This window comes from Malaciobacter pacificus (genome assembly GCF_004214795.1).
GTDB classification, from domain to species: domain Bacteria; phylum Campylobacterota; class Campylobacteria; order Campylobacterales; family Arcobacteraceae; genus Malaciobacter_A; species Malaciobacter_A pacificus.
Genome location: NZ_CP035928.1, coordinates 143,278 through 161,658, shown reverse-complemented (window position 1 = coordinate 161,658; position 18,381 = coordinate 143,278). Strand labels below are relative to the sequence as shown.

The following is an 18,381-nucleotide window of genomic DNA, read 5'->3' as shown; positions in this document are numbered from 1 at the left end:
TATTATTTAACCGCTGCTTTTACAACAGTATTAATAAATGTACTAGACCCAGTCATTGTTGAAACAACAGATGGAATAAATGAAGCAGTTTCACCTGCACCTAATTGATGATTTGAAACATTTTTAATTCCTTTTAATTGAATCATTCCTTTTTCATAGTTTGAAGAGTTTTGTGTTGTTGCTATTAGTTCACTAACAGGAATTACAACTAATTCATTATTAATCACATATTTATTTGAAGCTGGTCTTGGAGAAAAAATTAACTCTTTTGGAGTATCTTTATTTTCACTCATATCTCTAACAATTACTTTAACTTCTCTTTGTTGATCTGCTGTGTAACCAAATGGGAAAGTTAAATATACATATTGGTCTTGACCAAAATTATCATAAACAAATGATGTTGTACTATTTTGTAATAATTTTAGGATTTGTACTTTTTCACTTTGACCTAATAATAACTCTGGACTAGTATCTTCAGAGTAAGCTATACTAGTACCTGTTCTTTGTTTTGAATGTGTGTTTTCAAAAGCTACCATTGCAATTGATGCTGTCTCTCTTTGCTCTGTAACAAATGATATAACACCACTTAAACTATCTTCATCAACTCCACTTTTTCTAAGTTTTGAATCACTTGAATTTCCATTTGTTAATTGTTCCCATCTTTTATGAAGAACTGGTTTTTGAACTTTATTTGTACTTCCTTCGTCAAATTGTGCAATTGGATAAATCTCTACATAACCTCTTGAAAAATCAATATTTTCTAAGTGTTTTGCATTTCTACTGTGAGCATTTAAATCTTTTCCTGATGCTAATACTTCAGCAATTGAAGGGTGATTTGAATCATCAATACTTCTTAATACAACTCTTCCTTCTCCCTCTTCACAAATTGTACCTGCCCATACATCTCCTGGTGATAAGAAAATTGGGAAGTCAACCTCTTGTGAACTAATTTGTTCTCTAATTGAAACTTTTGCTAAAATTGAGCTTGATTCATTAGTATTAAATACTTTTAATTCACTACAAACATCATTTTTTGCTTCATAAAATGGTGCTGTTAAAAAATCTCCTGTCCCATCTGTTGCAATTTTTACATTTCCAGCTACAAGTAATGAACCACATAGCATCGAAGAAAATGCCAACTTCTTAAAAATATTATTTTTCATAATAATCCTTGTTTTTTAGTGTATATTGAAATTATATTTCATTTTTCTTAATTTTAGTTTAGGTTATGTTACATTATTTTTCTATATATCATATTATTTTTAGATTTACTTGTAAGAAATATAATTATTGAATAAAAAAGTAGGATTAAATCAGTATTTTATAATTTGTAGCAAATTTGCTACAAATTATAAATTTTAAACATTGTAATATTTAGCTTCGTGGTGAGGTACTACGATGGCACATGTAGTTTGTTCTGGATGCATTTGGAATGTTTCACTTAATTCAATTCCAAATCTTTCTGGGTCAAGTAAATCAAAAATATCTCTATTCATAGCTAAGTCTGGACAAGCAGCATATCCTGGAGAATATCTACAACCTACATATTGTTTCATTTGAACATCATTTAAAGTATGCCCCTCTTTTGGAACAATATCTAAATCAAGTCTCATTTGCTTATGTAAAACCTCTGCTAAGGCTTCTGCTAATTCAACTCCTAGTCCATGAATTTGGTAGTATTTGTTAAACTCACCTGCATTGTAAAACTCTCTTTCATAATCAGAGATTTTAAGCCCAGCACTTGCAAGAGTAAATCCAACTACATCTAATCTATCACTTGCAAAATAATCAGCAATACATCTAAATGGTTTTCTTCTCTGTCTTGGGAATTCAAGTACTTTTATAGCTTCATCTAAACTTGGTTTATTTTCTCTTGCTTCTTTTTCAGAGTTAAACAAATACTTCTTATCAAAAATATAAAGCTTATTATCATAAGACATACAAGGGTAATACTCATAAATAGCAATTGGGTCAAAAATATTTTTATCAACCAATTCAGCTTTTAACTCTTCATACATAGGTTCTACTACATCTTGCTCATACTTTAAGAAAGCCTCACTTGATTGCTTACCTCTTTTATATCCCCATCTTTGTCTAAATAAAACTCTATGATTTATCCATTTAAATACAAGTTCACTATCTATTTTTTCGCTTGTTAAACTTACTCTATCCCAAATTGGAGGAAAAGTAAATTTTGCCTCTTCTGGCATAGGAATCTCTTCATAAGGAGGAATTTCAACTTCTTCTTTTTCAACTCTTTCACTACTATCAATAATAGGTTTTAAATCTGCTGGAAGTGCAGTATTATATGAATCACCCTCTTCAATTCTTTGCATTGCAATTACACCATCAAAAGCATCTCTACAATAAAAAATTGGCCCTTCATAAATAGTTCTACAATAATCATCAACAAAACTTTTTGTTAAAGCAGCCCCTCCAAGTAAAATAGGTACTTTAATTCCTTGTTTTGCTAACTCTTCAAGGTTTTCTTTCATAACAGCAGTTGATTTTACAAGTAATCCACTCATACCAATGGCACTTGCTTTACTCTCTTCAAATTTTTCAATAAATGAAGATAAATCAGCTTTAATACCTATATTTTCTACTTTAAATCCATTATTTGATAAAATAATATCCACTAAGTTTTTACCAACATCATGAACATCACCTTTAACAGTTCCAAGTACTAATGTCGTATCAGTCTCTTTTTCCTCTTTTGGTAAATATGGATTTAATGCATCAACAGTAGCTTTCATAGTCTCTGCACTTTGAAGTACAAATGGTAACTGCATTTGACCAGAACCAAATAGATCACCAATAACTTTCATACCATCAATTAGCCACTTATTTACAATGATTTCAGGATTAACTGTATGTCTTAACTCTTCAACAAGTGGAAGCATTCTTTCTTTATCACCATCAAGTAATAGTTTTTTAACTTTATCGATTGGCTCTAATGCGTTATACTCTTCATCACTTTGTTCTTCTTGTGCTTCTACATTTGAGAAGTGTTCAATAAACTTAAATAATGGGTCACCATCTTCTTGGTTATTAAAGATTAAATCATCACAAGCTTTTTTATCTTCTTCACTGATTTTATTTAGTGGTAAAATGTGCTTAACATTTACAATAGCTGATGTTAATCCAGCTTTTACACAATGGTCTAAATAGATTGAATTTAGATAAATTCTTGCATTAGTTGATAGTCCAAATGAAATATTTGAAAGTCCAAGAGTCGTACCAACTTCAGGATGTCTTATTTGAAACTCTCTAATAGCTTCAAGTGTTTCAATACCAGCTGTTCTATACTCATCATCCCCTGAACCTATAGTAAATGTAAGCATGTCAAATACTAAATCTGCTGGGTCAAATCCATGTCTATTTACACATAAATCATAGATTCTCTCTGCAACTTCTAGTTTTCGCTCACATGATTTTGCCATTCCAACTTCATCAATTACTAAACAAACAAGCGCAGCCCCAAATTTCTTAGCTAACTTACAAACTGTATCAAATTTCTCTTCACCATCTTCAAGGTTAACCGAGTTGATAATACATCTTCCACCAATTTGTTTAAGTGCTGCTTCAAGGGCTGGTGTTTGAGTAGAATCAGGCATAAGTGGAAGTGAAATCTTTTGAGAATAAAGTTTTACAACTTCATCCATATCAGCTCTTTCATCTCTTCCTGCAAACCCAACAGAAACGTCAATCACATGAGCCCCTGCTCTTACTTGCTGTTGACCAACAGTTAGTGTTCCTTCATAATCATTTGCTTTTAATAGCTCTCTAAATGCCTTTGAACCTGTAGCGTTACTTCTCTCCCCAATTAAAAGAGGTGCTGGTTCTTGTTTTAAAGGTACTACATTAAACAATGAAGAAAGTGAAGCTTTTAAAAATCCACTAGGTTTTTTTGGAACTATCCCTTCAACATCTTTTGCAAGGACAGCTATGTGTTCAGGTGTTGTACCACAACAACCACCTAAAAAACTAACACCATTAAACTCTAAGAACTCTTTTGATAACGTAGTAAACTCATCAGGTCCCATTGGATAATAAGTTTTTCCTCCTCTATTTTGAGGAAGTCCTGCATTTGCATGAACTGAAATAGGAAACTTAGAAACTTCACTTAAAGCTTTAACATGCTTGTGAACTTGTTTTGGCCCAGTTCCACAGTTAAATCCAAGTGACAAAATATTAAATGGTTTTAAAATAGCTGCAATTGCCATAGCATCAGTTCCAATTAACATTGTTCCAGATAACTCAATAGTTACTGATACCATAATTGGAATGTGTGGTGCCGTATCATTTAGTGCATGAAGTGCTGCTTTAATTTGTAATGGATCTTGACATGTTTCAAGTAAGAAAATATCACAACCACCATCAGCAAGTCCTTGAGCCATGATTTTATAACCATCATACATTTCATCATAAGTAATATGACCTAATGATGGTAATTTTGTTCCAGGACCAATTGAACCTAAACAAAATCTTGGTTTGTCAGGAGTGCTATATTTGTCACAAGACTTTTTTACAAGTTCGGCCCCTAACTTTGAAAGTTCATAAGAAGTTTGAGGAATTTCATATTCATCTAAGACCCATGGCATAGAACCAAATGTATTTGTACTAATTAAATCTGCCCCTGCTTTAGCATATGCATCGTGAATAGTCTCTAAAATATGTGGTGCAGTTAAGTTTAGAAGTTCATTACAACCTTCTAAATCAGCTCCTTCATATTCCCATTGCTCTTGTTTTATATCTGCTAATTGAAGCTGTGTTCCCATAGCTCCATCGATTATTAAAACTTTTTTTTCTATTAAATCATTAATTGTTTTTTGCATTCTTTTCTCTAATTTTATTTATAAATTCTTTTTGATATTAATTATTAAGTAAATAGTATATTTAAATAGTAGTTAAAAAGCTGTTAAACTAATTTTTCTTAATAACAACTCTTATAACACAAGCTTCGCCTTTATGACCTTTCCCTTCATCTAAAGTTACAATTTCTTCACTAATAGTTTTAGAGCAACTACTAAAATGTTTTTCAAAATCTTCTGTAGTATAAAGTAAATCTAAATCTTTTGGACCACCACTATTATAGTTTATTTGTTTTGTTGAAAAAAATTCCCCAATAAAGTAACCACCTTTATTTAATGATTCTTCAATTTTTTTAAATAAAGTTTCTCTTTCATTTTTATACATATGTAAGTATGAAGTAACTATTGCATCAAATTTTTCTGACACAATCCAATCATTCAAATCAATACAAATTGTCTCAATTCTAACACCCTCTTCAAGTGTTCTAAAATGAAGTTTTGAAATACCAATATCAGATGCATCCATGGCTGTAACTTCAAAGCCATTTTTAGCAAAAAAGATTGCATTTCTTCCTTCACCTTCACCTAAACAAAGCAATTTTGAATTAGCTTTTAATAAATCTTTTTTTGAAGCTAAAAACTCATTTGGTTTAGTACCATATAGGTAACCATCTCTTGAAAATTTTCCATTCCAAAATTCTTGTTGACTCATAAGCTATCCTACTTAGTATTATTTTCTATTTCTTTTGGGCTACTACAATCAGTTGTAATTCTATCAAAAAGTGTTATATACCATTTTTTATCAATTTTATTAACATAAAAAACTATATCAGGAGTAAGTATTATTTTATAACTTTCACCCTCTACAAATTGTGCTATTTTTATCTCTTCTTCACTATATTTTGTTTTTTGTTTTTCATCTAATGTTGTAATCATTTTTGATAAATAATCACTAGTTATTGGGCTTAAATATAAACCTTCGCCATTCCAACCATAATAAGCATCATCATTTGGACTACAATTAAATTTCAAATCTTGTTCGATTATTACATAATTTATTGCATCTTTAGAGATATAATTCATTAATTCACTAATCTCTTCAACTTCACTGTCAATTACATTATAAATCTCTTTTTGATGGCTAAAACTTGTAATTCCATCAACTTTACTTAGATTATAAAAGCCTACTTTTGGATTTATAAATTTTGTATTTAAAGTTTGTAAATCTTTATTACTTAAAGCCACAACTACTTTTTTAATAAACTCTTTTAAATCTTGTGAAACTTCAGGTCTTTTCAATTCATAAAACTTTTTTTCTTCTTTTTTTATAAAACTAAAATCACCGGAACTTAAATTTTTTGTTTGGACAGTACATCCAGTAATAAAAATAGATAGTATAGTAAGTAAAAAAATATTATTTCTCATAAAAGTTCCCTAAAAAATTTTGTAAATATATCATAAACAAACTAACAAGTTAATTGAACAATATAAGTATTTAATGTGTATTTTAAAGATTTGTTAGATAAAATAATCTCTAAAAATTTTTAAAAACAGGATTTTATAAAATGACTGAAGCAAAATACATATGGATGGATGGAGAATTTGTAAATTGGCATGAAGCTAATGTACATGTTTTAAGTCATACACTACACTATGGAAATGGTGCAATTGAAGGTACAAAAGCATATAAAACAGTTGATGGAAGATGTGCTATTTTTAAACTACATGAGCATACTCAAAGATTAATTAGATCTGCAAAAATGACTTTAATGAATGTTCCATTTTCTGAAGAAGAATTAAATCAAGCACAAGTAGAATTATTACAAAAAAATGAATTATTTAATGGTGCATACATTAGACCTTTAGTTTACTTAGGTTATGGAGTTATGGGACTATATCACAAAGAAGCTCCAGTAAAAGTTTCTTGTGCAGCTTGGGAATGGGGTGCATATTTAGGAGATGAAGGTCTTAAAAAGGGTGTAAGAGTTAAAATCTCATCAATGACAAGAACTCCAAATACTTCAGGTATGGGTAAAGCAAAAGCAGTTGCAAACTACTTAAACTCTCAAATGGCAAAATTTGAAGCAGTTGAAGCTGGATATGACGAAGCATTATTAAGAGATGATCAAGGTTATATAGCTGAAGCTTCTGGTGCTTGTTTCTTCATTGTTAGAGATGGTATATTAATCACTCCTCCAAATGATAACTCACTTGAATCAATCACTCAAGCCACTGTTATTGACTTAGCAAAAGATATGGGTATTGAAGTAGTTAGAAGAAGAATTACTAGAGAAGAGATTTATATCGCTGATGAAGCATTCTTTACAGGAACTGCTGCTGAAATTACACCAATTAGAGATGTAGATGCAAGAGTTATCGGATGTGGTTCAAGAGGACCTGTTACTGAAAAGATTCAATCAGCATACTTTGATGTAGTTCAAGGTAAAAATGAAAAATATATTAAGCATTTAACATACGTTAACTAATCTGTTATATTATTAACGAATTTTAAACTTTTATATAAGGGAAAATATGCCAATAGATAACGACTATTTTAAAAAAAGACAACAAGGTAACAACGGTGGGGGTTCAAATAATAATGGAGGTGGTGGTAACTACCAACCTCCTTTTGAGCCACCTGAATTTTTCAAAAACTTTGGTAAAAAAGCAGGTTTCTTATATGTAATTATAATTATAATTGCCGCTTTATTTATCTTTAAGCCATTTACAATTATTGAATCTGGACAAGTTGGTATTAAATCAACTACAGGTAAATATAGTGAAACGCCTTTAACTCCTGGTTTTCATTTCTATTTACCAGTATTCCAAAAAGTTATAGTTGTAGATACTAAAGTAAGATTAATTAACTATGCATCAGTTGAAACAAGTGGAGGATTTGATCAAAGTATTAAATTAAATCCTGCAATTAATATTCTTGATGCAAGAGGTTTACCAGTTTCAATTGAATTAACTGTTCAATACAGATTAACAGCAGCTGGTGCTCCTGCAACTATTGCTACATGGGGTCTTTCATGGGAAGATAAAATTGTAAACCCAGTGGTTAGAAATATTGTAAGAAATGTTGTTGGTGGATTTAATGCAGAAGAGTTACCAACAAGAAGAAATGAAATTGCTACTATGATTGAAAATGGTATTAGAACTCAAATTGAAGCACTTGAAGGTAGACCAGTATCTGTTGAGTCTGTTCAATTAAGAGAAATTGTATTACCAGAAAAAATAAAAGATCAAATCGAAAGAGTTCAAATAGCAAACCAAGAAGCTCAAAGAGTTAGATACGAAGTTGAAAGAGCTAAACAAGAAGCAGAGAAAAAAGCTGCACTTGCACAAGGTGAGGCTGATAAAAACAGAATTGAAGCTCAAGGTAGAGCAGATGCAGTAACAATTGAAGCTAAAGCACAAGCTGCTGCAAACAAAGAGATTGCACAATCTTTAACGCCTAAATTACTTGAAATGCAACAAATTCAAATTCAAGGTAAATTTAATGATGCACTAAGAGAGAATAAAGATGCTAAAATCTTCTTAACTCCTGGTGGTTCAACTCCAAATATTTGGGTTGATACTAAAGACAAGTCTAAAACATCGGCTATTAATCAATAATTAGAAAGAGTAGATTTTCTACTCTTTTTAAATAATATTATGAAAACAATAATTTTAATTTCTACATTAGCAACTACTTTTATTTTAAATGCTTCTAACTTAGATAATAAAGAATTAAAACTTAAACTTGAACCGCAAACATCTTATGATGAAAATATGAGATACGAACAAAAGGTTGAAGAGTATAAAGAGATAGAAGAGAAAAGAAGAAAAAAAGATATTGATATAGATGTTAATGTAGATGTTAATAAAGAACAAAAATCTATAGATAAATTAAAACTAGATATGGGAACAAAATTTTAAGGATTATAATGGAACAATTAAATAAAATTGATTGGGAAAAAGTTGATGGATTAATTCCAGTTATTACTCAAGATGCAACTACAAATGAAGTTTTAATGCTTGCATATATGAATAAAGAAGCTTTAGAGCTTACAATTGAAACAAACTATGCCCACTATTTTAGTAGAACAAAACAAAGAATATGGAAAAAAGGAGAAAGTTCTAACCATACTCAAGAAATTGTAGAGATGTTACTTGACTGTGATAATGACACATTACTACTAAAAGTAAATCAAGAAGGTGTTGCTTGCCATACGGGTAGAAAATCATGTTTCTTTACAAACCTTAATACCAATGAAGAGGTATCTAAAGTACAAATAAACACAACAGCAACTTACGGTGTAATTGATACTTTATATCACACGATTTGTGAAAGAAAAAATGATGACCCATCTAAATCATATACTTCAAAACTACTAAATGGAAATGAAAACTCTATGCTTAAAAAAATTGTTGAAGAAGCTGGAGAGTTTACATTTGCAATAAAAGACAATGATACAGATGAAGCTATTTATGAAGCAGCTGATATCACATATCATGTTTTAGTCGCACTTGCTTCAAAAAATATTAGTCCAGATAGAGTAAAACAAGAATTAGCTAGAAGATTTGGAATGTCAGGAATAGAAGAAAAAAATTCTAGAAGCAAATAAAATATGCAACTAAGTTGCATTTAATATCTTAAAGATATAATTTCAAAAAGGAGTTATAATGTCAAATCAATGTCAATACTGCTCTAAAAAAATACCTATTTCAAAAGTTTTTTGTTCTAAAGAGTGTAAAGAAAACTATTTTGAAAAAGCAATAATAAATATACCTAAACCATTTGTTAAAAAGCTTTACTATTTCTGTTCTGATGAAGAAAAAGAGAGAGAAATTTCAGATTTTTGTAAAAGACACAATTGGAAAGAAAAATTAGTAAAAGAAAAAATTGAAGATATTTATTTAAAGCAGTTTAAATGTGGATAAAAAAGTAGATAAACTACTTTTTTATTCAATTCTTAGTGACAACCACATCCAGTTCCACAGCTTCCACCACTTTTTTTAGCAGCTTCTTGCTCAGCTTTAATTCTTTGTCCTTCAGTAGAACATGCACTAACACCTGCAGGCATAGTAGGTTGAATTGCTTCATTTGAAACTTCATCTTGGTTATCAATAAAGTTAATTAATTTTTCAGCAGCCATCATATATCTTTTTGCAGATACAGATTCAGGATTGAAATAAGTTACAGGTTTTCCTGAATCTCCACCTTCTCTAATAGCTGGTTCAATTGGTAAGTTACCTAATACTTGAGTATTGTATTGGCTTGCTAACTCTTCACAAGTTCCCATTCCAAAGATATCTGATTCTGTATTACATGATGGACAAATAAATCCACTCATATTTTCAACAATACCAGCAATTGGAATATGAAGTTTTTTAAACATATCTAAACTTCTTCTTGAATCATCAAGTGCTACATGTTGTGGAGTAGTTACATTAATTCCTGCTGCAACTGGAACACTTTGAGCTAAAGTTAATTGAGCATCACCAGTTCCTGGAGGCATATCAATGAAAAGTACATCTAACTCTTCCCATAAGATATCTCTTAATAATTGTTGAATTGCTTTCATAATCATAGCACCTCTCCAAATAAGAGCTTGCCCCTCTTCCATTAAAACACCCATTGACATAACATCAACACCATATGCATTTAATGGCTTAGCTTTATTTCCAACAATTTCTGGTTCTTGACCATTTAATCCCATCATTCTAGGAATATTTGGACCATAAACGTCTGCATCTAAGATACCAACCCTTTTACCTTGCATTGCTGTTGCTATTGCTAAGTTAACTGTTGTAGTTGATTTCCCAACTCCACCTTTACCAGAACTAACCATAACAACTTTCTTAATTTGTGGTGCCATATTTTGTCCACTTGTAGAATTACTTTGTTGTTTTGGAGCTTGTGGTTTATTAAAAGATAGTGTTGCATTTACTCCAATTGAACTCATAGCTGCACCAATCTCTTTTCTTAATTGGTCTTCAACTTCTTGAGCACTTGAAGTAATATCAAGTAAAATAGAAGCTTCACTTCCATTTACTTGAATATCTTTTACAAATCCAAACTCTACAATTGATTTTGCAAAACCTGGATATTTAATATTCGATAACTCTTTTTTTATATCTTCAATATTTGCCATATAAAATTCCTTTAAAATCTATTCATTTTTGGTATTATAATTTAAATAGGATAATTTTTGTCTTAATTAACCTGCAATATCTACCATTTCTTGACCATGATCTTTTACAATCTTTTGTGTAATTTTATATGAACAGAATTTTGGTCCACACATTGAACAGAACTCTGCTTCTTTAAATACATCTTGAGGAAGTGTTTCATCATGGTATTCTTTTGCTCGCTCAGGGTCTAAACACAGTTCAAATTGTTTATTCCAATCAAATGAATATCTAGCATCAGACATTTCATCATCAATATCTCTTGCACCTTTTCTTCCTCTTGCAATATCAGCAGAGTGTGCAGCGATTTTGTATGCAATAATACCATTTCTAACATCTTCAGCATTTGGTAAACCTAAGTGCTCTTTTGGTGTTACATAACATAACATAGAAGCACCATGCCATCCACCAACTGCCGCACCAATAGCAGAAGAAATATGATCATAACCAGCAGCAATATCAGTAGTTAATGGTCCTAAAATATAGAACGGTGCTTCATGACAATACTCTTTTTCTAACTTCATATTTCTTTCAATTTGATTTAAAGGAACGTGACCAGGTCCTTCAATCATAACTTGAACATCTTGTTCCCAAGCTCTTAAAGTTAATTCACCAAGAACTTTTAACTCTCTTAATTGAGCTTCATCAGATGCATCTGCTAAACATCCAGGTCTTAATGAATCCCCTAAAGATAAAGAAACATCATATTTTTTACAAATTGCTAAAATATCATCAAATGCTTCATAGAAAGGATTTTCTTTATGGTAGTGCATCATCCATGCAGCCATTAAAGAACCACCTCTTGAAACAATTCCCATTTTTCTTTTTGCAACGTGAGGCATAAATTCTAATAAGAATCCAGCGTGAATTGTAAAGTAAGAAACACCTTGTTGTGCTTGTCTTTCAATTACTTCTAGCATTTTTTCAATTGTCAAGTCTTCAATTTTATCTTTTACATCATGTAAAATTTGGTAAATTGGAACTGTACCAATTGGAACTGTTGAGTGTTCAATTACAGCCTTTCTAATCATATCTAAGTCACCACCTGTACTTAAATCCATGATTGTATCAGCACCATATTTTAAACATACATCTACTTTTTCAACCTCTTTTGAAACATCAGATGCAAGTGCAGAAGAACCAATATTTGCATTAATTTTACAAGATGAAGCAATTCCAATTGCCATAGGCTTTAAATGTTTGTGATTAACATTTGCAGGAATAATTAATCTTCCTCTTTCAATCTCAGATCTAACTAGTTCTGAATCTATTTTTTCAACTTGCGCAACGTATTCCATATCTGGAGTAATAATACCTTGCTTTGCATAATACATTTGTGTTCTAACTTTGTCGTCTTTATGATTGTCTAACCAATTTCTCATAATAAAATCCTATAATTTTTTTAATATTTTATAATATATTTGAACTGTAAAATCGATTATATCTAAATATATTTAGAGAAGCTTAAGTGAAGCAATTTATTTTATATTATTATATGTATAAGTTTCTTTTCTATATAATTTTGATAACTAACTAAGAGGTTAAATATGAAAAAAGAGATAGAAGCGAATGCTAAGATACTTTCTTTTTACGATGAAGAAGATATCCAAGAGATACAAGACCTTAAAAAAATCAACTTAGTTTTAAAAAAAAATGTAATTTTTGATGAAGATAATGATTTAATAAACTCTGCTGAAAAAAGCAGTCTTATTATAATCAATCATATAAATGAGTTATCAAAAAAAGATCTTTATATTCAAAAAGATTTAATTGAATTATTTGAATATAATTTTACTTTTATCAAAATATTAAACTCCTATCTAAAAAGAAAACTAAATAATCTTACTAATAATGATTCAACATACTTTTTTAAAGACATATCAAATATGATGAAAATATTCTCTATATCTACACCTTTTAAAATTTTTAATTCTTATAATGATTATAATTTCAAAGATTTATCTAGCTTATTAAGAGACATTGAAAACAATCTAATTAAACTTAAAGAAGAAAAAGAAGCCTTATTTGAAGTAAAATTTGATTCATATGTAATACTTCTTGAAGCATTAACACAATTATGTTTTATAAACTCTACAGATAGTGAAAGAAAAAAAACCATAGGTACATTTTTGAATTTGATGCAAGAGAGTATGAATATCTTAAAGTTTAACACTCCGTTAAGTGAAGATAAACTAGAAATATTAAATCACATTCAGGGTACTCACTTATACTATTTTTTTGAAAAGAATAAAATTGATTTAGAAGACAAAAACATAGAAAAGATATTAAAAAACCTATATCATCAAATGGAAAAACTACAAGATGGATATACTTTATCAAAAAACTGTAATTTTGGTAGAGAAAAAAATCATAAACATGAAAATGAAGAGTTTTATATATTTAAAAACAATAGTTCATTAATTTTATTAGATCTTATAAATAAATTAGAAATTAGTAATATATCTTTTGAAAGGTATAAAGAACTTGATATTTTCAAAAAGATTTTAAAATTGTATGGAGATAGTTTTCAATATGCTCTTGATGATAATTATGAACTAAATTCATTAGAGACTTTTAAAAAAAGTTTATTAGATTCTTTAGTTTATGAATATAAAATTAATGAAGATTTTACAAAAATTATAAATCACAATACAATATTAAGTGATTTTATTTTTACTGATAAAGACTTTTTAAATACAAATATCAAAACTATTTATTTAGTTCTAAAATATAGTAAAGATATTGAAAATTTTAAATATTTACATATAGGTCAAATTTTAGCAAAATCTAAAAAAATAAATAATGACTATTACGAATACTATAAACTTAAAATTTTTATTTTAATAATTAATCATTTTACAAAACAAAAAGCAGCTTATGAAGTAAATGAATTATTGATTTTAATAAAAAAATATATTGATGAAAACAAAACAGCATCTCATCTATTTGAGCTATACTCACAAGTTTATTTATCATTAGCACTTTACTATTCAAAGGATTCCTTATCAATAAAAGAAGCTAATGAAAACTATTTTCTTTATAATTATACAAACCCTAAAAGTATCCTTGAATATAAACATTTTAAAATTAATGAAGAGTATTTAATTAATATAGGAAAATATTATATAAATGAATTAAAACTAAATCAAAATTCTTATGAAAAAGATTCTTTAATTGAATTTTCTCAAAATATGTTGAAAAAATATGTACAAAATGAAGAACTTGAATTAAAACTTCAAATAAATGAATACTTATCTAATTTATCAAATGAAATATTAAATAATCCTCTATGGGAATTTAAAGATATTGATAAAAAGTTAAATTTAATAATTCAAAACTATTTATTTGGAGGAGTTTGTAAAGTCTTTATTTTAGGTAAGAAAAATGAGCAAGAAGAACCTGAAGATATTGGTTATAACTATTATAACTTAGAACTTGATGATTCATATGCCTTAAGATTCATTTATCCTATAATCAATGAAGAGAAATTTAACTCAATACTGAATAATAATAGAAATTTTTTAATGATAAATATAAATAACATTCTTAAAACTCTAAAGCAAAATGACAAACAAATGATTGATTACATAAGCGGCTTATATAATATTGATAAATTAAAAGAATCAATAAAAAATTCAAATGAAGACAAAATAGGTCTAATTGAAATATATATAAAATCTTTTGATAAAATTAATACAATTTATGGATTTGAAAAAGGAACAGAGATATTTAGAATAATATCTAATGAAATAAAAAATATAGCAAAAAAACAAACTGGTATTTATAAGTTAAATGGGCACAGAATTGCTATTTTGCTAAGTGATAGAAATAAACATAAAGAGATTATAGAAAAAATTAAAGATATGGTAATTAAATATGAAAGTGATTATATTAAAGTAAACTCATACATATCATATACAGAAGACAGAAAAGAAAGAATTCTATTCTCATCAGCAAAAAGTCTTGATCAGATTTTTATGGAAGAAACAAATAGGAATAATTAATAAATGAAAAAAATATTGGTTGAAAAAATAAACTCACTACCTCCTTTACCAAATAGTATAATAGAGTTAGAAAATTTTAGAAAATTAGAAAACTATGACGTAGATAAACTTTTAACTATTATAAATAAAGACCCTTTAATGGTTACAACTATATTAAGAGTAGCAAACTCTAGTATGTTTGGATTTAGAAGTGAAATAGATACATTAAGCAGAGCTATTAATCTATTAGGAATTAATTTTACAATATCTATTGCTATTGGCTCATCAATCCAAAGTACAATTGATTCTAATCTTTTAGCTTATGCTACAACAAATGATGATTTTATATTTGCAAGTTCCCTTGCAACAAATATCATAAATACCTGGATATCAAGTGTTGATTTTGATTTAAAAAATGAACTACTTTTACCTGCTTTCTTACAACAAATAGGTAAATATGTAATATCAGATGCAATTCAAGAAAGTAAACTTACAGAAGAGTTTTTACAAAGACTTAATGAATGTGATAATCCATCAATTGTAGAAGAAGAGTTTACAGGATTTACATGTTCTAAAATTACTGCAAATATCTTTAAAAACTGGTCTTTTAGTCATAAAATCATATTCCCTATCGCTTTTGTTGATGAAATAGATAAATGTCCTGAATCATTTAAAAAACATGCTCAAATCTTAGAAATAGTTAAAATTTTAAGTGATATAAGAAAACCTCTTGATGAAAAAAATATTGAGCTTGCAGTTACTAAAGCATCATCATACGGTTTTGATATAGAACATCTTTTAAACTCTATTGATGTTATTAAAGAAGTAATTTCTCAAAACTCTTAACTTTATAATAAGTGTAGCTACTATATAATTTGTAACTTTTTTACACAAGAGGAGTTTTGTTGCTAAATGTTACACTTGTAGTTCTTTGTGCTGGAAATTCAACACGCTTTGAACATAAAACAAAGAAGCAATGGCTTAGAATTAAAGATGAGCCCTTATGGTTAAATGTTGCGAATAGATTATCTTCATATGCAAATTTTGATAAAGTTATAATTGTTTCTCATAAAAACGAGTTAAATTATATGAAAAATTTTAGTGATGACTTTCAGTTTGTTCATGGAGGACAAACAAGACAAGAATCTATTAAAAATGCATTACAAAAAGTATCAAGTGAACATATTATGGTTACTGATGTTGCTAGGTCTTGCGTACCTAAAGATGTAATTATCAATCTAATTGCTTCAAAAGAAAAAGCCTCTTGTATAGTTCCTATTTTAAAAGTATCAGATACTGTAGTTTATGGAGAAGATACAATTAATAGAGACGAAGTAAAATTAATACAAACTCCTCAACTTTCACATACTCAAACATTAAAAAATGCATTAAATACTGATATTGAGTACACAGATGATAGCTCTGCTATTAAAGCTTATGGAGGAACTATTGAATATATTAAAGGAAGTATTGAAAGTAAAAAATTAACATTTGGCGAAGAACTAAATGATATTTTTTGCTTAAATGGACCATCTAATAATTTTTTCACAGGAACTGGCATAGATATCCATCAATTTACTAATGATAAAAAAATGTATTTAGGTGGAGTTGAAATCCCATGTGAGTATGGTTTTAAAGCACACAGTGATGGCGATGTTTTAATTCATTCTGTAATTGATGCTATTTTAGGAGCTTGTGGGGCTGGAGATATTGGAGAGTTTTTCCCAGATACTGATGACAAATATAAAGGTGCTGACTCAAAACTTTTGTTAAAAGAGATTTTAACTTTTGTGTACAATGTTGGATATGAAATAGTTAATATTGATTTAACTATATTAGCTCAAAAACCAAAAATCAATCCACATAAAGATGAGATAAAGTCAAAACTTAGTGAACTAATAGGTATTAAAAAGCAATTTATTAATATCAAAGCAACAACTGGAGAAAAAATGGGCTTCATTGGAAGAAGTGAAGGTGTTGCAGTTCAAAGCATAGCAACATTGAAATATTATAATTGGAAAATAAGATGAATATATTAATTATTGAAAATGAAATTTACTTAGCTCAAAAAGTGGTATCTAGACTACTTGATGACGGACATAGTTGTGATTATATTGAATCACCTAATATCGATAATCTAACGAAAGATTATGATACTATACTGCTATCAACATCACTTCCTTCTGCTTTAGTTAATAGTATTATAAAAAGATATAGTCCTACTTCAATAATTTTATTGTTAGTCTCTTATATTTCAGATGAAACAGTAACGAACCCAATTAATGAAGGTGCTAAAGATTATATAATGAAACCATTTATTATGGATGAATTAGTTAGAAAAATATATCACTATAAAGAGTGTAGAAGTTTAAGAAGAGAGTTAAGTACACTTAGAGAATATGTAGATTTTATCATGAATGATATTGATACAAATGACACAATCCTTCCTCCATCTTTCCCAACTTTAATTGAATCTAATTCACAAAAATGCTCAGATAAATTAGTTTTTGATCTATCTAGAAGATTAGATATGCCAATAAAATTTATTTCTCTATCTAATGCAAACTGGCAAAAAACTTTTAATTTAGTTAATACAAAAACTATAATATATCTTACAGATTTTCATACATTAAAAAAAAATGCAAAAGAGAACCTATATAAATTAATTGACCAAAAAAATGTTGTTATTTCTACACTGGAAAAAGAGGATGAGTTTCCATATAGAAAAGTGGAATTCAATGATGAAAATCAATTAATGACAAACTCAAATATTATGACTATAAATGACTATGTAAAACTTATGGTTTTATCATACCAAAATAAATATCCTGACACTGAACTATCTAAAAAGTTAGGAATTTCTAGAAAATCACTTTGGGAAAAAAGAAAAAAACTTGGTATAGAGAAGAAGAAATAATGAATTTTAGAAAATTTTTTTTAACCGTTGGATTTAGTGGACTTAGTCCCAAAGCACCTGGAACAGTTGGTTCATTTGTATCATTACTTTTAGGTATGTTTTTAATTCAATACTTACACCCTTCAACTCTTTTTTTATTAGCTTTATTGATTACTGTAATTGCAGTAAAACAAATCAATATTTATGAAAAGGAAGTTGGTGAGCATGATAGTAAAGAAATAGTAATTGATGAACTTGCTGGTATGTGGATAGCATTAGCAATTTGTGGAATTAATAGTGAAAATTTCTTAATCATGTCTGGTCTTGCTTTTATTTACTTTAGACTTTTTGATATTTGGAAACCATCTATTATTGGAAAAATTGATGAAAAAGTAGAAGGCGGATGGGGAGTTATGGGTGATGATTTAGTTGCAGGTATCGCAGGTGGTGTTGCAGCAGCTGGAACTTATCAACTAATTTCAAATTTTATTTAATAAAATCTACTAAATAA

The 18,381-nt window shown here is 28.6% G+C and carries 16 protein-coding genes; 10 read left to right on the top strand and 6 right to left on the bottom strand.

The window, feature by feature from the left end; genetic code table 11:
- Positions 1 to 2: 2 nt before the first annotated feature.
- The 4 genes from APAC_RS00785 to APAC_RS00770 all read right to left on the bottom strand — a co-directional run bounded on the left by APAC_RS00785 (position 3) and on the right by APAC_RS00770 (position 6,239).
- Complete coding sequence (locus APAC_RS00785; protein ID WP_130232301.1) at positions 3 to 1,163, bottom strand: hypothetical protein; 1,161 nt, start codon at positions 1,161 to 1,163, stop codon at positions 3 to 5.
- A 195-nt stretch (positions 1,164 to 1,358) separates the two neighbouring features.
- Positions 1,359 to 4,838 carry a methionine synthase gene (metH, locus tag APAC_RS00780; protein ID WP_130232300.1) on the bottom strand — a complete coding sequence of 1,160 codons (3,480 nt, stop codon included), beginning with the start codon at positions 4,836 to 4,838 and terminating at the stop codon, positions 1,359 to 1,361.
- Positions 4,839 to 4,926: 88 nt separating this feature from the next.
- Entirely contained in the window at positions 4,927 to 5,526 is a 600-nt protein-coding gene (locus APAC_RS00775) for an SAM-dependent methyltransferase (protein ID WP_130232299.1), read from the bottom strand.
- Between the two features lie 8 nt (positions 5,527 to 5,534).
- On the bottom strand, positions 5,535 to 6,239 hold the full coding sequence (locus APAC_RS00770) for a hypothetical protein (RefSeq protein WP_130232298.1): 705 nt from the start codon (positions 6,237 to 6,239) through the stop codon (positions 5,535 to 5,537).
- A gap of 140 nt (positions 6,240 to 6,379) precedes the next feature.
- Here APAC_RS00770 and APAC_RS00765 point away from each other — a divergent pair, with 140 nt between their 5' ends.
- The 5 genes from APAC_RS00765 to APAC_RS00745 are packed head-to-tail and all read left to right on the top strand — an operon-like array spanning position 6,380 to position 9,740.
- The gene (locus APAC_RS00765) at positions 6,380 to 7,300 is read left to right on the top strand and encodes a branched-chain amino acid transaminase (RefSeq protein ID WP_130232297.1); all 921 of its coding nucleotides are present in this window, start codon (positions 6,380 to 6,382) and stop codon (positions 7,298 to 7,300) included.
- 46 nt (positions 7,301 to 7,346) lie between these two features.
- Complete coding sequence (locus APAC_RS00760; protein WP_130232296.1) at positions 7,347 to 8,432, top strand: SPFH domain-containing protein; 1,086 nt, start codon at positions 7,347 to 7,349, stop codon at positions 8,430 to 8,432.
- 39 nt (positions 8,433 to 8,471) lie between these two features.
- Positions 8,472 to 8,735 (top strand): hypothetical protein, encoded by a 264-nt coding sequence (locus APAC_RS00755; RefSeq protein ID WP_130232295.1) that lies wholly within the window; start codon positions 8,472 to 8,474, stop codon positions 8,733 to 8,735.
- Positions 8,736 to 8,743: 8 nt separating this feature from the next.
- Positions 8,744 to 9,424: a bifunctional phosphoribosyl-AMP cyclohydrolase/phosphoribosyl-ATP diphosphatase HisIE gene (gene hisIE, locus APAC_RS00750; protein ID WP_130232294.1), complete on the top strand. Its 681-nt coding sequence runs from the start codon at positions 8,744 to 8,746 to the stop codon at positions 9,422 to 9,424.
- 58 nt (positions 9,425 to 9,482) lie between these two features.
- Positions 9,483 to 9,740 carry a hypothetical protein gene (locus APAC_RS00745; RefSeq protein WP_130232293.1) on the top strand — a complete coding sequence of 86 codons (258 nt, stop codon included), beginning with the start codon at positions 9,483 to 9,485 and terminating at the stop codon, positions 9,738 to 9,740.
- A 32-nt stretch (positions 9,741 to 9,772) separates the two neighbouring features.
- Here APAC_RS00745 and APAC_RS00740 read toward each other — a convergent pair whose 3' ends face one another.
- Together APAC_RS00740 and thiC are read right to left on the bottom strand one after the other, a co-directional pair.
- Positions 9,773 to 10,954, bottom strand: coding sequence for an Mrp/NBP35 family ATP-binding protein (locus tag APAC_RS00740; RefSeq protein WP_130232292.1), 1,182 nt, complete (start codon positions 10,952 to 10,954; stop codon positions 9,773 to 9,775).
- Positions 10,955 to 11,020: 66 nt separating this feature from the next.
- Positions 11,021 to 12,373 (bottom strand): phosphomethylpyrimidine synthase ThiC, encoded by a 1,353-nt coding sequence (thiC, locus tag APAC_RS00735; protein WP_130232291.1) that lies wholly within the window; start codon positions 12,371 to 12,373, stop codon positions 11,021 to 11,023.
- A gap of 165 nt (positions 12,374 to 12,538) precedes the next feature.
- Here thiC and APAC_RS00730 point away from each other — a divergent pair, with 165 nt between their 5' ends.
- The 5 genes from APAC_RS00730 to APAC_RS00710 are packed head-to-tail and all read left to right on the top strand — an operon-like array spanning position 12,539 to position 18,364.
- The gene (locus APAC_RS00730; protein ID WP_130232290.1) at positions 12,539 to 14,995 is read left to right on the top strand and encodes a diguanylate cyclase domain-containing protein; all 2,457 of its coding nucleotides are present in this window, start codon (positions 12,539 to 12,541) and stop codon (positions 14,993 to 14,995) included.
- Positions 14,996 to 14,998: 3 nt separating this feature from the next.
- Positions 14,999 to 15,820, top strand: coding sequence for an HDOD domain-containing protein (locus APAC_RS00725; RefSeq protein ID WP_130232289.1), 822 nt, complete (start codon positions 14,999 to 15,001; stop codon positions 15,818 to 15,820).
- Positions 15,821 to 15,879: 59 nt separating this feature from the next.
- Entirely contained in the window at positions 15,880 to 17,004 is a 1,125-nt protein-coding gene (locus APAC_RS00720; RefSeq protein WP_130232288.1) for a bifunctional 2-C-methyl-D-erythritol 4-phosphate cytidylyltransferase/2-C-methyl-D-erythritol 2,4-cyclodiphosphate synthase, read from the top strand.
- Positions 17,001 to 17,891 (top strand): DNA-binding transcriptional response regulator, encoded by an 891-nt coding sequence (locus tag APAC_RS00715; RefSeq protein ID WP_130232287.1) that lies wholly within the window; start codon positions 17,001 to 17,003, stop codon positions 17,889 to 17,891. The genes APAC_RS00720 and APAC_RS00715 overlap by 4 nt, the downstream gene beginning before the upstream one ends.
- Positions 17,891 to 18,364 carry a phosphatidylglycerophosphatase A family protein gene (locus APAC_RS00710; protein ID WP_130232286.1) on the top strand — a complete coding sequence of 158 codons (474 nt, stop codon included), beginning with the start codon at positions 17,891 to 17,893 and terminating at the stop codon, positions 18,362 to 18,364. The genes APAC_RS00715 and APAC_RS00710 overlap by 1 nt, the downstream gene beginning before the upstream one ends.
- Positions 18,365 to 18,381 lie beyond the last annotated feature (17 nt).

What these genes read in the sequence shown, in the direction of transcription:
- APAC_RS00785 (WP_130232301.1), bottom strand. Translation starts at nt 1,163, where the DNA reads ATGAAAAATAATATTTTTAAGAAGTTGGCATTTTCTTCGATGCTATGT.
- metH (WP_130232300.1), bottom strand. Translation starts at nt 4,838, where the DNA reads ATGCAAAAAACAATTAATGATTTAATAGAAAAAAAAGTTTTAATAATC.
- APAC_RS00775 (WP_130232299.1), bottom strand. Translation starts at nt 5,526, where the DNA reads ATGAGTCAACAAGAATTTTGGAATGGAAAATTTTCAAGAGATGGTTAC.
- APAC_RS00770 (WP_130232298.1), bottom strand. Translation starts at nt 6,239, where the DNA reads ATGAGAAATAATATTTTTTTACTTACTATACTATCTATTTTTATTACT.
- APAC_RS00765 (WP_130232297.1), top strand. Translation starts at nt 6,380, where the DNA reads ATGACTGAAGCAAAATACATATGGATGGATGGAGAATTTGTAAATTGG.
- APAC_RS00760 (WP_130232296.1), top strand. Translation starts at nt 7,347, where the DNA reads ATGCCAATAGATAACGACTATTTTAAAAAAAGACAACAAGGTAACAAC.
- APAC_RS00755 (WP_130232295.1), top strand. Translation starts at nt 8,472, where the DNA reads ATGAAAACAATAATTTTAATTTCTACATTAGCAACTACTTTTATTTTA.
- hisIE (WP_130232294.1), top strand. Translation starts at nt 8,744, where the DNA reads ATGGAACAATTAAATAAAATTGATTGGGAAAAAGTTGATGGATTAATT.
- APAC_RS00745 (WP_130232293.1), top strand. Translation starts at nt 9,483, where the DNA reads ATGTCAAATCAATGTCAATACTGCTCTAAAAAAATACCTATTTCAAAA.
- APAC_RS00740 (WP_130232292.1), bottom strand. Translation starts at nt 10,954, where the DNA reads ATGGCAAATATTGAAGATATAAAAAAAGAGTTATCGAATATTAAATAT.
- thiC (WP_130232291.1), bottom strand. Translation starts at nt 12,373, where the DNA reads ATGAGAAATTGGTTAGACAATCATAAAGACGACAAAGTTAGAACACAA.
- APAC_RS00730 (WP_130232290.1), top strand. Translation starts at nt 12,539, where the DNA reads ATGAAAAAAGAGATAGAAGCGAATGCTAAGATACTTTCTTTTTACGAT.
- APAC_RS00725 (WP_130232289.1), top strand. Translation starts at nt 14,999, where the DNA reads ATGAAAAAAATATTGGTTGAAAAAATAAACTCACTACCTCCTTTACCA.
- APAC_RS00715 (WP_130232287.1), top strand. Translation starts at nt 17,001, where the DNA reads ATGAATATATTAATTATTGAAAATGAAATTTACTTAGCTCAAAAAGTG.
- APAC_RS00710 (WP_130232286.1), top strand. Translation starts at nt 17,891, where the DNA reads ATGAATTTTAGAAAATTTTTTTTAACCGTTGGATTTAGTGGACTTAGT.